Source organism: Georgenia sp. EYE_87, assembly GCF_023148685.1.
Lineage (GTDB): Bacteria > Actinomycetota > Actinomycetes > Actinomycetales > Actinomycetaceae > Georgenia.
Genome location: NZ_JAHXNL010000001.1, coordinates 476,036 through 489,902 on the forward strand (window position 1 = coordinate 476,036; position 13,867 = coordinate 489,902).

A 13,867-nucleotide genomic window follows, 5' to 3' on the forward strand; every position below is an offset into this window, starting at 1 on the left:
TCTCAGCGGGTGAGCCGGACCCAGCGGTCGAGGAGCTCGGCGGCGGCGCCGGAGTCCACCGCGCGCGCGGCGTGCTCCAGCCCCGCCCGCAGGCGCTCGACCAGCGTGCCGTCCTCGGGGCCGGTCCCGGCCAGCGAAGCGTGCGCCACCAGGGCGCCCGCGGCGTTGAGCAGCACCGCCTCGCGCACCGGTCCGGGCTCGCCGGCCAGGACCCGGCGGGCGACGCCGGCGTTGAACTGGGCGTCCCGGCCGCGCAGGTCGGCGACCGTGGCCGGGGAGAGCCCCAGCTCAGCGACCGCGTCGAGGGTGTGCTCGACGACCTGCCCGCCGCGCACCTCCCAGACCTCGTTCAGCGCCGTGGCGCTGAGCTCGTCGAGCCCGTTCTGACCACGGAACACCAGCGCGTCCGTGCCCCGGCTCGCGAGCACGCCCGCCACCAGCGGGGCGGTGGCGGCGTTCGAGACGCCGATGGCCCCGGCGCGCGGACGGGCCGGGTTGGTCAGTGGGCCGAGCACGTTGAAGGCGGTGCCCACGCCCAGCTCGCGGCGGGTGGGGGCCGCGTGCCGCATCGACGGGTGGAACAGGTTCGCGAAGCAGAAGGTGATGCGCAGCTCGCGGAAGACCTCCTCCACCCGGGGGATCGGCAGGTTCAGGTCGACCCCGAGGGCCTCGAGCACGTCCGCGGATCCGGAGGACGAGCTGGAGGCCCGGTTGCCGTGCTTCACCACACCGACGCCGGCGGCCGCGATGACGAGCGAGGCCATGGTGGAGATGTTCACCGTGTGCAGCCGGTCGCCGCCGGTGCCCACGATGTCGACCACGTCGGCGCCCGGGACGTCGATCGGCTCGGCGTGCGCGAGCATCGTGTCGGCCAGGCCGCGGAGCTCGTCGACGGTCTCGCCCTTGGTCGCGAGACCGACGAGGAACCCGGCGAGCACGGCGGGCGTGGTCTGGCCGGTCATCACCTGGTCCATCGCCCAACCGGTCTCCGCCGCCGTCAGGTCCTTCCGGGCGACGAGCCGGGCGAGCAGGTCCGACCAGGTGGGCGCGGGCTTCAGGTCGGCGCCGGTGGGCTCCGCGCTCACTGCTCGCGCCGCCCGGCGCGCAGCAGTCCGGCCACCGCCTCCTGCAGGGCGATGGGGTCGAGGGGGGCGGAGACGACGGCGTCCGCGTCGGCCCACGTGGCCAGCCACTGGTCCTGGGGCCGGGCCGTGAGGAGGAGGACCGGCGGGCACTCGAAGATCTCGTTCTTGAGCTGACGGGAGATGCCCATGCCACCGACCTTGGCGGCCTCGCCGTCGAGCACCAGGAGGGCGAAGCTGCCCTCTTCCACCTTCTTCACCACGCCCGCGTGGGTGGCCGACTCCGTCCATCGCACGAGCGGCAGTCCCTTGCCGGGACGTCGGCCGACCGCCTCGATGACCGCCCGCCGCGTCTCCACGTCGTCGCTGTAGATCAGCAGGTCGACGGTCTCCGGCTCGGTCGCCGCAGCCGCGTGGCCGATCTCGGTGCTGGTCATCGTCGTCCTCCAGGCAGGTGTGGGGCGGACTCGCAGCCACCCCGGTGGGTTCTCGTCGGCAGGGTCCCGGCGACACGGGTCGCCCGCCCTCGCCCACATCGTAGTGCCGGGGCCGACCCCGGCCGGGAACCGTCCGCGGCTCGGCACCGCCGCTCTCGTGCCAGACGTCGCCCCGCCGCCGGCAGCACCCCCGCACGGCGTGGTTCGCTCCCCCCGGGCGGCGTGGTTCGCTCCCCCCGGGCGGCGTGAATCGCCGGCCCGGACCCGTGCCACGCGCTCCCGATCCGGACATTCGGCACGGACCGGACGCTCGGTGCGCCGGGACCAAGGTCGGGGGAGGTCGACCTTTCCGCAGAACTACGCTCGAAGGGCCTCCCCCGCGAGACTCGCGCATCGGGCGGGTGGCCAGAACTGCCCAGATCTGCGCCATAATGACAGCGTGTCGTCAACTACTGCTGCCCGAAGCTCTGCCCCCGTGGCAGTCACCAGGCCGAACACGCTCTCCGTCGGCGTCATGGTCTGGCTGTCCAGCGAGCTGATGTTCTTCGCGGGCCTTTTCGCCATGTACTTCACGCACCGGTCGGTGGCCGGTCCCGAGGCGTGGGCCGAGCACTCCAGCGTGCTCAATTTCCCCTTCGCCCTGGGCAACACCACGATCCTGGTGCTCAGCTCGGTGACGTGCCAGATGGGCGTGTTCGCGGCGGAGCGCTTCCAGGCGCGGCGGACCGGTTCCCTGCTGAACGTGGCCCGTTGGGGGATGCAGGAGTGGTACACCCTGACGTTCCTCATGGGTGCCGTCTTCGTCGCCGGCCAGGTCACGGAGTACGCCGAGCTCATCCAGCACGGCCTGACGATCTCCAACAGCACCTACGGCTCGGTCTTCTACATCACGACGGGCTTCCACGCCCTGCACGTGATCGGTGGCCTCATCGCCTTCCTCTACGTCCTCGCCAGCTCCTTCGCGGCCCGCCGCTTCGGTCACCTCGAGGCCGGCCGCGCGGTCGTGACCTCGTACTACTGGCACTTCGTCGACGTCGTGTGGATCGGTCTGTTCTTCGTGATCTACGTGCTCGACTACGCGCTCGTCCAGTAGTCCCCCTGTGTCAGTCCTATTGCCAGTTACTCACTCCGACCCGAACGAGGACGTCCCATCGTGAAGGCACTCGCCGCCAGCAGGAGGAACCGGTACGCACCGGCCGTCCTCGTGCTGCTCGCCCTGATCCTGACCGGCGCGCTGTATGCCGTGCTGGCCCCCAAGCCTGCGACCGCCGCCACCGGCAACGCGCAGGACGTGGAGGCCGGCAAGGCGCTGTTCGAGGCCAACTGCTCGACCTGCCACGGCCTCGACGCGGAGGGCACGGACATCGCGCCGTCGCTCATCGGTGTCGGCGCCGCTTCGGTGGACTTCCAGATGGCGACCGGGCGCATGCCGATGGCGAACAACTCGCCCCAGGCCGAGGTCAAGCCGCCGCAGTTCGACGCCGAGCAGATCAGCCAGGTGGCCGCCTACGTCGCGTCGCTGGCGCCGGGCCCGCAGATCCCCACCGCCGAGCAGGTCGACCCCGCCGGCGGGGACGCGGCCAACGGCCTCGCGCTCTTCCGCACCAACTGCGCCATGTGCCACAACGCCGTCGGCGCTGGCGGCGCCCTGAGCGAGGGCAAGTACGCCCCCGCGCTCTACGACTCGACCCCCACCGAGATCTACGAGGCGATGCTCACGGGCCCGCAGTCCATGCCCGTCTTCAACGAGGCGAACATCGACCCGCAGGGCAAGCAGGACATCATCGCCTACCTCATGGAGCAGCGCGAGACCTCCGTGGGCGGCATCACCCTCGGCTCTCTCGGTCCGGTGGCCGAGGGCCTGTGGGTCTGGATCGTGGGAATCGGCGGGCTCATCGCGCTCGCCGTGTGGATCGGAGCGAAGTCCTCGTGAGCACTGACCAGCAAGTCGCGCCGGCTGCGGCGCAGCAGCCCGAGCGGTTCGAGAACCCCGGCCTGCCGGAACACCGCGGACGCCTCGCGGACCTCGATCCCCGCGCCGCCAAGCGCGCCGAGCGCCAGGTAGCGCTGATCTTCACGATCTCCGCCCTCGCCTCGGTCGTGGCGGTCGTCGCCTACTTCGTGATCCCGCTCGACTCCACGCGCGGCAACGTCTGGCTCCTGAACCTCATCCTGGGCGTCGGCCTGGGCATGGGGATGCTCGGCATCGGCGTCGGCGCCATCTACTGGGCCAAGACGCTCATGTCGAACGTCGAGTACGTCGAGGAGCGCCACCCCCAGCGCTCCGACGCGGAGACCCGCCGGGTCGCCGTCGACATGATGCAGCACGGTGTGGAGGACTCCGGGATCGGCCGGCGTCCGCTTCTCAAGGGCGCCGTCGCGGGAGCCGCGGCCCTCGCGCCGCTGCCGTTCCTCGTCCCGCTGGTGGGCAACCTCGGCGGGGACTGGAACGTCGGCAAGTTCCGGCACACCCTGTGGGGCGAGACCCCGGAGGAGTTCTCCGGGCAGCTGCCCGACGGTTCCCTCGGGCGTCGGCTCGCCATCGACCCGACCGACACCCCGATCAAGGCCGCCGACGTCACCATCGGCTCGGTCTTCCACGTCATCCCCCACGGCCTGAACGAGGCGGAGCATTTCTACGAGGAGAAGGCCAAGGCCGTCGTCCTCCTGGTGCGCCTCGATCCCACGATCCTCAAGGAGCCGGCTGACCGTCAGGACTGGTCCTACGACGGCATCGTCGCCTACTCGAAGATCTGCACCCACGTGGGTTGCCCGGTGGCGCTCTACGAGCAGCAGACTCACCACCTGCTGTGCCCGTGCCACCAGTCGACCTTCGACATCACCGACCAGGCCAAGGTCGTCTTCGGCCCGGCCAAGCGGCCGCTGCCGCAGCTGCCCATCGCCGTCGACGACGAGGGTTACCTCGTCGCCCGCAGCGACTTCGACGAGCCGGTCGGCCCGAGCTACTGGGAGCGCCTGAAGTGAGCATCTCCGCCTCCACGCCCACGGCACAGCCGTCGGGCGAGTACCAGCCCTCGAAGGCGATGCGGGGCTCCGCAGACCTTCTCGACTCGCGCGTGGGCGTCGGCAAGGCCGTCCGCTTCATCTCGCGGAAGATCTTCCCGGAGCACTGGTCCTTCCTGCTCGGCGAGATCGCGCTGTGGAGCTTCGTCGTCCTGATCCTCACGGGTCTGTTCATGACGATGTTCTTCGAGCCCTCGATGACGCACACCACCTACCCCGAGGACGCCCTGCCGGTGTCCCACCAGGGCCTGGAGATGTCCGCGGCGTACGCCTCGACGGTCTACATGTCCTTCGAGGTCAAGGGTGGTCTGCTCATGCGGCAGATGCACCACTGGGCCGCGCTGATCTTCATGGCGGCGATCGTCACGCACATGATGCGGATCTTCTTCACCGGCGCGTTCCGCAAGCCCCGCGAGATCAACTGGCTCGTCGGGTTCACCATGCTGATCCTGGGCCTCCTCGCCGGTTTCTCCGGCTACTCGCTGCCCGACGACGTGCTCTCCGGCAACGGCCTGCGCATCGCCGACGGCGTGGCCAAGGCCATCCCGATCATCGGCTCCTACGCCAGCTACGGTCTCTTCGGCGGCGAGTTCCCGGGCACGGACATCGTCCCGCGCCTGTTCACGGTCCACATCCTGCTCATCCCGGGCCTGATCATCGCGCTGGTTACCGTGCACCTGATCCTCATGGTCGTGCACAAGCACACCCAGTACCCCGGCGTCGGCCGCACCGACAACAACGTGGTCGGGTACCCGGCCTTCCCGGTGTACGTAGCGAAGATGGCCGGCTACTTCTTCATCGTGTTCGGCTTCATCGCCCTCATGGGTGCGCTGATCGCCATCAACAACGTGTGGAACTACGGGCCCTACGACCCCTCCCCCGTCTCGGCGGGCGCGCAGCCCGACTGGTACATGCTGTTCCTCGAGGGCGGCCTGCGCCTGATGCCGGGCTGGGAGGTCGTGATCTTCGGCTACACGCTGTCGCTGAACATCCTCATCCCCGGGGTGATCATCCCAGGCCTGCTGTTCACCTTCATGGCGATCTACCCGTTCCTCGAGGCGGCTGCCACGAAGGACGTCCGCGAGCACCACGTGCTCGACCGGCCGCGCAACGTCCCGGTCCGCACCGCCCTCGGGGTGGCCTGGCTGAGCGCGTTCATCATCCTCGTCCTCGCGGGCTCGAACGACCTCATCGCCACCCACTTCGACCTGTCGATCAACGACATCACGTGGGCGTTCCGCATCCTGTTCTTCGTGCTGCCGGTGGTGCTGTTCGTCGTGACCAAGCGCATCTGCCTCGGCCTGCAGCGGCGGGACCGCGAGCTCGCCCTGCACGGCCACGAGACCGGCCGCGTCGTCCAGATGCCCAACGGGGCCTTCATGGAGGTCCACAAGCCGCTCACCGACCACGAGCGCTGGATCCTCGTGGCCCACGAGCCGCGGCGTCCGATCGAGATCGAGCCCGCGACCGACCGCAACGGCGTCGCTCGTCCGGGGTACCGGGCGGACTCCTTCCGTCACAAGCTCTCCCGGTTCTTCTACGAGGACCGCATCGAGCCGGTGACTCCGGCGGAGCTGGCGGCCGCAGGCCACCACGGCGAGCTCGAGGAGACCGGGCACCACGCCGAGGGCATCCACGGCGGGGCCGTGGCGCTCGACCACTTCCCCTCCACCACGCACGGCAGCGGCGACGCCGAGAGCGCGGCGGGCGGCTCGGTGGCGACCCTGGCACGCTCCGAGCGGCGCTGAGCACCCGCACCCACGACGGCGGTCGGTCCCTTCCGGGCCGGCCGCCGTCGGCGTTCTCCGGACCCGACCGCCTCGGCGCCGGGGCGGCGATGCCGGTTAGGCCGGCTGTCGTCGCCGTCGTGCCGGACGGCTTCCGCGCGTGCTCGCACGGACTCCGGGCCGGGAAGGGGAGCCGTCGCGGGCCGAGGAAGCCGTAACGGACATCCTGCGTCCATCAGCTGGACGGGCGGGAACAACGCCCGAACGAATAGGTTGAACCATGTGACCGGGGCGACCCGGAACGAATCACCAGCGCGATGCCGCACGGGCGTCGCACGAGCACAGGAGTACATTCATGGCCGTCTACACGCTGCCCGACCTTCCGTACGACTACAGCGCTCTCGAGCCGCACATCAGCGGCAAGATCATGGAGCTGCACCACGACAAGCACCACAAGACGTACGTGGACGGTGCCAACACCGCGCTGGAGAAGATGGCCGAGGCTCGTGAGAAGGGCGACTTCGCCGCGGTGAACCTGCTGGAGAAGAACCTTGCGTTCAACCTCGGCGGTCACACCAACCACTCGATCTTCTGGAAGAACCTCTCCCCCGAGGGCGGCGGGCAGCCCGACGGTGAGCTCGCCGAGGCGATCAAGGACTCCTTCGGCACGTTCGACGGGTTCGTCGGCCACTTCAGCGCCAACGCCACGGGTATCCAGGGCTCCGGCTGGTCCGTGCTCGCGTACGACTCCGTCTCGGGCAAGCTCGTGATCTTCCAGCTCTTCGACCAGCAGGGCAACGTGCCCGTAGGTGTCATCCCCCTGCTCATGCTGGACATGTGGGAGCACGCGTTCTACCTCGACTACCTCAACGTCAAGGCCGACTACGTCAAGGCGTTCTGGAACATCGTGAACTGGCAGGACGTGGCTGCCCGCCTGGCCACCGCGACGGCCCAGTCGAAGGGCCTCATCGTCTCCGCCTGACAGACCGCTCGTCCCGGCCGCTACGGGCGCCGGGCCGCCCGGACCCCACCGGGGGTCGGCACCGCCCGTCCGAGGCCCCCAGGATCGCTCCTGGGGGCCTTTCCGGTGCTACGACTCTGCCGGGGCACGACCTTGACCACGCGTGCGCCCCTTTGCGCACGGCACCGCCGGACGCACGAGTGCCCCGGACCCGTGAGAGGTCCGGGGCACTCGCGCGTGGAGACTGTCAGTGGGCGTGCTGGCCGCGGGAGAACTCGAAGAGCTGCCCGACGAGGCCGACCAGGCCGAGAACGATGCCGATCCCGACCATCCACCAGCCGAACGCCAGGCCGGCGAACGCCAGCGTCGCGGCGATGCCGAGCACGAGCGGCCACCAGCTGTGCGGGGAGAACACGCCGACCTCGCCGGCGCGGTCCTCGATGTCCGCCGTCGGGTTGTCCTCCGGGCGCGGGTCCACCCGCCGCGCGGTCAGCCACATGTAGCCACCCGCGAGGGCGAACATGGCCCCGAGGAGGAAGAACCCGACGACGCCGACCGGCTCCCAGTCCGCCACGAAGCCGTAGAGGATCCCGACCGGTACGAAGAAGAGGACACCGGCGCTGAACAGCCAGGCCTCGACGCGCATGGGCTTGACCTGCTCGGGCACGTGCTGGTCGTCGTGGTGGCTCATCGCTGCGTCCCTTCCTGGTCGTTGCGGACGGCCCGCTCGGTGATGACGCGTTCCCGGCCGGAGACCTCCGGGCTCGCGTACAGCGAGTCGAGGAGATCGCGGTTGGGCTCCGGGTGATCCATCGCGGCCACCTCGGGGTGGTGCAGGTCGAACGCCGGGCGCTCGGACCGGATGCGCGGCAGCGAGGTGAAGTTGTGCCGCGGGAACGGGGAGGCGGTGGCCCACTCGAGGGAGTTGCCGAAGCCCCACGGGTCGTCGACGAACACCGTGCGCGGGCCGCGCTGGGTGACGTAGACGTTCCAGAGGAACGGCAGGGTCGAGACGGCGATCAGCACCGCGCCGACCGTGGAGATCTGGTTGTACAGCGTGAACCCGTCCTCGGGCATGTAGTCGGCGTACCGGCGCGGCATCCCCTGGACCCCGAGCCAGTGCTGGACGAGGAACGTGGTGTGGAACCCGATGAAGAGAATCCAGAACTGGATCTTGCCGAGCTTCTCGTCGAGCATCCGCCCGGTCCACTTCGGCCACCAGAAGAAGAAGCCGGCGTACATCGCGAAGACCACGGTGCCGAAGACGACGTAGTGGAAGTGGGCGACGACGAAGTAGGTGTCGTGGACCTGGAAGTCCATCGCGGGGCTGGACAGGATGATGCCCGTCAGGCCGCCGAAGAGGAACGTGACCAGGAAGCCGAGCGAGTACAGCATCGGCGTCTCGAAGCTGAGCTTCCCTCGCCACATCGTGCCGATCCAGTTGAAGAACTTCACGCCCGTGGGCACCGCGATCAGCATCGTCATCAGCGAGAAGAACTCCAGCATCACGCCGCCGGTGGTGAACATGTGGTGCGCCCACACGGTCACGGAGAGGGCGGCGATGGCGACGGTGGCGAAGACCAGGCCCTTGTAGCCGAAGATCGGCTTGCGGGAGAAGACCGGGATGATCTCGGAGACGATGCCGAAGAACGGCAGCGCGATGATGTAGACCTCGGGGTGCCCGAAGAACCAGAACAGGTGCTGCCACAGCAGGGCGCCGCCGGCTTCCGGGTTGTAGATCTGCGCGCCGAGCAGGCGGTCGGCCGCCAGCCCGAACAGCGCCGCGGCCAGCACGGGGAACGCCATGAGCGCCAGGATCGACGTGATCAGGATGTTCCAGGTGAAGATCGGCATCCGGAACATCGTCATGCCGGGCGCCCGCATCGTGACGATCGTTGCGATGAAGTTGACGGAGCCGAAGATCGTGCCGAACCCGGTCATCGCGAGGCCGAGGACCCACAGGTCCCCGCCCAGGCCCGGCGAGAACGTGGCGTTCGACAGCGGCGTGTACGCCGTCCAGCCGAAGCTCGCCGCCCCCTTGGGGGTCAGGAAGCCCGCGATCGTGACGAGCCCGCCGAACGAGAACAGCCAGAAGGAGAACATGTTCAGGCGGGGGTAGGCCACGTCGGGCGCCCCGATCTGGACCGGTACGAGGATGTTGCCGAAGGCCACGAAGAGCGGCGTCGCGAAGAGCAGCATCATGATCGTGCCGTGCATGGTGAAGAGCTGGTTGTACTGCTCCTTCGACTGCAGCAGCATCCCCGGCTGGAAGAGCTCGGCGCGGATGAGCAGCGCCAGGACGCCGCCGATCATGAAGAAGGCGAACGCCGTGACGATGTACATGTAGCCGATCGTCTTGTGATCGGTCGACGTGGCCCAGCTGATGACCGTCCGGCCGAGGCTCTGCCGCTGCGGGCGCAGGCCGGGGACGTAGTCGGGCCGGGTGGTGGTGATGGTCGCCATCAGTTCTGGTCCTCCTGCGCGACGAGGTATCGACGGTTCAGCTCGTCGCCGAGCCGGCCCGTCTGGCCGGCGTCGCGCAGCTCGGCCATCTCGGCGTCGTAGGTCTCGCGGTCGACGACCTCGACGTTGAAGAGCATCTCGGAGTGGAACTCGCCGCAGAGCTCGGCGCACTTCCCGGAGAAGACGCCCTCCTGCTGCGGGGTCACCTGGAACGTGTTGGTGCGGCCCGGGATGATGTCCACCTTGTACAGGAAGGCGGGGATCCAGAACGCGTGGGCCACGTCGCGGGACTTCACGGTGAAGGTCACCGTCTCGTCCACCGGCAGGTACAGGGTCGGGAGGGTCTCCTCGACACCCTCCTCGCCGTTCAGCGAGACCCGGTCGCCCGAGTAGTAGACGTCGTCGGTCAGGTAGTTGAAGTCCCAGCTCCACTGCTTGCCGTAGACCTCGATCTCGAGGTCGGACTCCTGCGCGTCGTCGCGGATCTCGCCGGTCGCGGAGTCGGTGCCGGCCGCCTGCGTGGCGGGCGTGACGTCCTGGAAGTCGGCCGTGACGCGGCTGGAGAAGTAGAAGAGGGTGCCGATCATGAGGATCGGGACGACGGTGTACATCAGCTCCAGCGGCACGTGGTAGCGCAGCTGGACCGGCAGACGATCGTCGTTCTTGCGCTTGCGGTACGCGACGATGCACCAGATGGTCAGGCCCCACACCAGCACGCCGACGGCGAGGGCTGCGATCCACGACCCGTTCCACAGGTCGATCAGGCCTGTGGTCCGGTCGGTCAGGCCCCGCTCGCTCGGGAGGAAGCCGACGTCGACGCCCTTGCCCGGCTCGCTGGGGAACTGATCCGCCGGGGCGCAGGCGGCCGCCGTGACGGCGACCAGCCCCGCGAGGGCGATGCTGCGCACAACAGGGCTACGGCCCTGGTGCCTGGACGTGGTACGCACGGGATCTGACCTTCCGACGCGGTGCTGAGTGGAGCGGGAGACCGACGGTGGCCCGGACCGGCGCCGGGTGGGCGCGAACGGGCACGGGACCTTCGTCCTCCGCGGCCTACCTTATCCATGAAATCGGCCCCGGAACGCCCACCGACCGCGGTGTGGCCCCCGGGTTCTGTCGGTGCGTCAGCATCCGCGGCGCCGTTTCGTCCGGTTCGTCCGGACCCCGTCGCCGCCTCGAACGACGACGGCCCGGCCGCCCCTCCCAGGGCGGCCGGGCCGTCGTCCGAGGCGGGCTCAGCCCGCGGGGACCACGTCGATGATGTCCACCACCGCGGCCAGCGACGGCTGCTCCTCGGCCCCCTCCGCGGCGGCGCTGCCGGGGATCTGCAGGACGACCCGGGAGCCGGCCGGCACGTCGGCGAGCATGTCGAAGATGCTGCCGGTGCCCATGGTGACCGAGGTCACCCCGGAGGTGGCCCACGTGGAGTTCTGCTGGCTGTTGTCCCAGAGCGTCTCGCCGAACTGCACGAGCACGGTCGACCCGGCCGCGGAGGGCACGGGCTCACCGGTGCCGGTGGCGATGACGGTGGCGGCGGGCTCCGTCGGCTCCGGGCTGCCCTCCTTGACCGAGATGGAGGCCTCCTCGCCAAGTCCGCCCTCGATGGTGACCGGCAGCTCGGGTGCGGGCTCGACCGGGGCGGCGTCGGCCTGCCCCTTGACGTCGGGCGCGAAGGCGTCGACGACGTCGACGACGAAGACGAGCGTGTCGCCGGGCGCCACCGACCCGTCCGGGGTGCCCTCGGGGTAGCCCAGCTCGGCGGGGATGGAGAGCAGCACCCGGTCGCCGACGTGCTTGCCCGTCAGGCCCTCCTTCCAGCCCTGGATCACGCCGTTGAGGCTGAAGCCGGCCGGTGCGCCGCGCTCGAAGGAGCTGTCGAAGACCTCGCCGTCCCAGACCTGCCCCACGTAGTTCGCGACCACGAAGTCGTCGGCGCCGACCTCGGCGCCGTCACCCGCCTGGAGGACCTCGGACTGCAGGTCGGCCGGAGCGCCCGTGCCCGGGAACTCGATCGTCGGCGCCTCGCCGAACGCTCCGTCGACCGCGGGAAGCTCCGTGCCGGCCGGCGTGGCCTCCGCGGTGGCGGAGGCACTGGCGGAGGCGCTGGCGGAGGCCTCACCGCCGGGGCTCTCCTCGCCGCCCCCGCAGGCGGCGAGCGTCAGGGCCGCGGCGACGGCGAGGGTGGTCAGGACGGTGGGACGACGGCGCAAGAGATGTCTCCAGGACGGTTGGTACGGGCGTTTGCCGGGCCCCGCCGGGCGGGGCCGTGGACGCTTCCCCGGGCAGCGCGACGGCCCCGGCCGGTCGCTCCGGCGCGGGGCCGCGCAGGCGAGCGGTGCTCGCCGGGTCGATCAGTGGAAGGAGTCCCCGCAGGCGCAGGACCCGCCCGCGTTCGGGTTGTCGATGGTGAAGCCCTGCTTCTCGATGGTGTCCGCGAAGTCGATCGTGGCGCCCTCGAGGTAGGGCACGCTCATGCGGTCGACGATGACCTCGACGCCGCCGAAGTCGCGCACCGCGTCGCCGTCGAGCACACGCTCGTCGAAGTAGAGCTGGTAGATCAGGCCCGAGCACCCGCCGGGCTGCACCGCCACGCGCAGACGCAGGTCGTCGCGTCCCTCCTGCTCCAGCAGCGTGCGAACCTTGTTCGCCGCGACGTCGGTCAGCTCCACGCCGTGGGTGGTGACCTTCTCGGTGGTCTCGCTCATGGGTATCTCCGCTTCCTCGGGACGTCTTCCTCCAACGCCAACGGCGTTGTCCGCCGCGTTGTTCCCCCAGCAGCGTACGTCCTCCTGGCCCCGGAGCGCACGAACCGCACCGGAACCCCGGTGAACGTCACGCACGGGCCGCCCCCGCGCACCGGTCAGGCGGACCAGGTGCGCGCCAGCCGCGCCGCCCGCGCGACGAGCGCGGCGGGCAGGGCGGTGGGCGCCCCGTCATCGTCCGCGTGGGCGCCGACCGGCGTGCTCGCGCCGCCCGGGCGACGACGTCCGCCGTCGTGCACCTCGTACGTCCCGCTGATGGCGAGCGGGGCGACCTCCCGGCGGCTGGTGCGCACCTCCTCCGCGACGACCACGACCGGCAGGGCGTGGACGAGCGCGGCGCGGGCGACGGTGGCGACCACGGACTCGGTGAGGCTGCGGGCGTCCAGCACGCGCCCGCCCGTCACGACCAGGTCCGCCTCCCCCACGGCCGCGCGCAGCCCGATCGCGTCGGCGACCACCTCGGCCCCGGGCAGGGCGCGCGCGCCGAGCAGGCGCAGCAGGAATGCGCTGCCGCCGGCAGCCCCGCTCCCCTCCTGCCGTGCGGCGCGGCCGGCCGCGGACGGCGTCCCGGCGACGGTGAGCAGGGTGCGGGCGGGCAGGGCGGCGGCGTGCCGCTCGAGCAGGTCGGTGGCGTGGCCGAGCGCCCGCTCCAGCTCCTGGGCGAGAGCCGCTCCGACCGCGGGGTCCTGCCCCAGCACGGCGCCGGCACCGTGCAGACCGAGAAGGGGCAGGTCGTCGGCGACGGCGAGCACCACGTCATGGCCGGCGAGGGCCTCGCGCGCGCGGCCGAGCAGGGCGGCCACGTCCGGCCCCAGCGCGCCGAGCCCGGCCGCCCCCTCGGTCAGCGGCGTCGCGCTCTCCCCCGGCTCGGCCCCCGCGGCCGTGGCGAGGGCGTGGAGGAGGCCGGCTCCGCCGTCGTGCGAGGCCGCGGTGGCCGGGAGGCCGACGACGATGCGGCGTGCTCCCGTGGCCAGCGCGGCGGCCAGCAGGGCGCCCAGCCCGGTGCTGGTGCCCCGTCGAGCCGCGTCGGCGCGCTCGTGGGACCGCACGAGGTGGGTGCCGAGGACCTGGTCCGCCTCCACGTACACCGTGCCGCCGGCGGAGCCCGGCACGTGAAGCACGGCGGCGGCCACGGGCGAGCCGAGCGGGCCGGACGCCGGCACGGGGACGAGGCGCCCGCCCCGTGCGTCGGCGACGACGTCGAGGAGGCCGGCGGAGCCGTCGGAGAGCGGCAGCCCGGTCACGGTGTCGCCGGGGGCGCCCTGCGCCCAGCCGTCCGCCAGCGCGTGCGCGGCCTGGACGGCGGTGGCGGTGCCGGAGAAGCGGTCGGGGGCGATGAGGATGCGCACGGCGTCATCATCCCAGCAGCTTGCCGGGCCGGACGCCGCCGTCGCCCGTCGGGCCGCGGAGG

The 13,867-nt window shown here is 70.9% G+C and carries 13 protein-coding genes; 5 read left to right on the top strand and 8 right to left on the bottom strand.

The annotated features are described in order from the left end of the window. Positions 1-2: 2 nt before the first annotated feature. Together trpD and KZX45_RS02110 are read right to left on the bottom strand one after the other, a co-directional pair. Complete coding sequence (gene trpD, locus KZX45_RS02105; protein ID WP_248256042.1) at positions 3-1,085, bottom strand: anthranilate phosphoribosyltransferase; 1,083 nt, start codon at positions 1,083-1,085, stop codon at positions 3-5. Further along, positions 1,082-1,519: a hypothetical protein gene (locus KZX45_RS02110; protein ID WP_248256043.1), complete on the bottom strand. Its 438-nt coding sequence runs from the start codon at positions 1,517-1,519 to the stop codon at positions 1,082-1,084. Before KZX45_RS02110 ends, trpD begins: the two co-directional genes overlap by 4 nt. Before the next feature lie 475 nt (positions 1,520-1,994). On the opposite strand from KZX45_RS02110, the gene KZX45_RS02115 reads away from it, so the two are divergent. The 5 genes from KZX45_RS02115 (at position 1,995) to KZX45_RS02135 (ending at position 7,252) form a co-directional block, all read left to right on the top strand. Continuing rightward, a complete protein-coding gene (locus KZX45_RS02115) occupies positions 1,995-2,612 on the top strand; it encodes a heme-copper oxidase subunit III (RefSeq protein ID WP_248256044.1) in 618 nt (205 codons plus the stop codon). A 60-nt stretch (positions 2,613-2,672) separates the two neighbouring features. Continuing rightward, positions 2,673-3,452, top strand: a complete 780-nt coding sequence (locus tag KZX45_RS02120) for a c-type cytochrome (RefSeq protein WP_248256045.1) — start codon at positions 2,673-2,675, stop codon at positions 3,450-3,452. Next, entirely contained in the window at positions 3,449-4,504 is a 1,056-nt protein-coding gene (locus KZX45_RS02125; RefSeq protein WP_248256046.1) for a ubiquinol-cytochrome c reductase iron-sulfur subunit, read from the top strand. The genes KZX45_RS02120 and KZX45_RS02125 overlap by 4 nt, the downstream gene beginning before the upstream one ends. 59 nt (positions 4,505-4,563) lie before the next feature. Continuing rightward, positions 4,564-6,291, top strand: coding sequence for a cytochrome bc complex cytochrome b subunit (locus tag KZX45_RS02130; RefSeq protein ID WP_248256302.1), 1,728 nt, complete (start codon positions 4,564-4,566; stop codon positions 6,289-6,291). A 334-nt stretch (positions 6,292-6,625) separates the two neighbouring features. After that, positions 6,626-7,252, top strand: a complete 627-nt coding sequence (locus tag KZX45_RS02135) for a superoxide dismutase (RefSeq protein ID WP_248256047.1) — start codon at positions 6,626-6,628, stop codon at positions 7,250-7,252. Positions 7,253-7,478: 226 nt separating this feature from the next. Here the strand turns inward: KZX45_RS02135 and KZX45_RS02140 are convergent, their stop codons facing one another. The 6 genes from KZX45_RS02140 to KZX45_RS02165 all read right to left on the bottom strand — a co-directional run bounded on the left by KZX45_RS02140 (position 7,479) and on the right by KZX45_RS02165 (position 13,805). After that, a complete protein-coding gene (locus tag KZX45_RS02140; protein WP_374112514.1) occupies positions 7,479-7,922 on the bottom strand; it encodes a cytochrome c oxidase subunit 4 in 444 nt (147 codons plus the stop codon). Then, positions 7,919-9,694: a cytochrome c oxidase subunit I gene (gene ctaD, locus KZX45_RS02145; RefSeq protein ID WP_248256048.1), complete on the bottom strand. Its 1,776-nt coding sequence runs from the start codon at positions 9,692-9,694 to the stop codon at positions 7,919-7,921. Before ctaD ends, KZX45_RS02140 begins: the two co-directional genes overlap by 4 nt. Continuing rightward, positions 9,694-10,641: a cytochrome c oxidase subunit II gene (gene coxB / locus KZX45_RS02150; protein WP_248256049.1), complete on the bottom strand. Its 948-nt coding sequence runs from the start codon at positions 10,639-10,641 to the stop codon at positions 9,694-9,696. Before coxB ends, ctaD begins: the two co-directional genes overlap by 1 nt. 288 nt (positions 10,642-10,929) lie before the next feature. After that, positions 10,930-11,904, bottom strand: coding sequence for an FKBP-type peptidyl-prolyl cis-trans isomerase (locus KZX45_RS20170; RefSeq protein ID WP_308221693.1), 975 nt, complete (start codon positions 11,902-11,904; stop codon positions 10,930-10,932). A 141-nt stretch (positions 11,905-12,045) separates the two neighbouring features. Beyond that, positions 12,046-12,399, bottom strand: coding sequence for an iron-sulfur cluster assembly accessory protein (locus tag KZX45_RS02160; protein ID WP_248256050.1), 354 nt, complete (start codon positions 12,397-12,399; stop codon positions 12,046-12,048). Positions 12,400-12,554: 155 nt separating this feature from the next. Beyond that, positions 12,555-13,805, bottom strand: coding sequence for a glycerate kinase (locus KZX45_RS02165; protein ID WP_248256051.1), 1,251 nt, complete (start codon positions 13,803-13,805; stop codon positions 12,555-12,557). Positions 13,806-13,867: the final 62 nt, after the last annotated feature.